This is a genomic window from Hydrogenophaga intermedia, from assembly GCF_023715105.1.
Taxonomy (GTDB): Bacteria; Pseudomonadota; Gammaproteobacteria; order Burkholderiales; family Burkholderiaceae_C; genus Hydrogenophaga; species Hydrogenophaga intermedia_A.
On the sequence record NZ_JAMBNO010000135.1, the window covers coordinates 1 to 263 of the forward strand.

Below are 263 nucleotides of genomic sequence, written 5' to 3' on the forward strand. Positions count from 1 at the left end.
GGCCATCGATGACCACAGCCGGGTGGGCTTCGTGCAGATGCATGCCGATGAGCGCAAGGCCTCGGCGGTGGACTTCCTGCAAGCCGCCGTCGCTCACTACGCGGCGCTGGGCGTGCGCATCGAGCGCCTGCTGACTGACAACGGTTCGGCCTACCGCTCGCGCCTGTTCGCCAAGACCTGCCAGGCCCTGGGTATCAAGCACTGCTTCACTCAGCCCTACCGACCGCAGACCAACGGCAAGGCCGAGCGATTCATCCAGACCT

The 263-nt window shown here is 65.8% G+C and carries 1 protein-coding gene; it reads left to right on the plus strand.

The window, feature by feature from the left end:
• A partial coding sequence (locus M3149_RS22920) for a DDE-type integrase/transposase/recombinase (RefSeq protein WP_251711647.1) occupies nucleotides 1-263 on the plus strand: 263 nt, incomplete at both ends.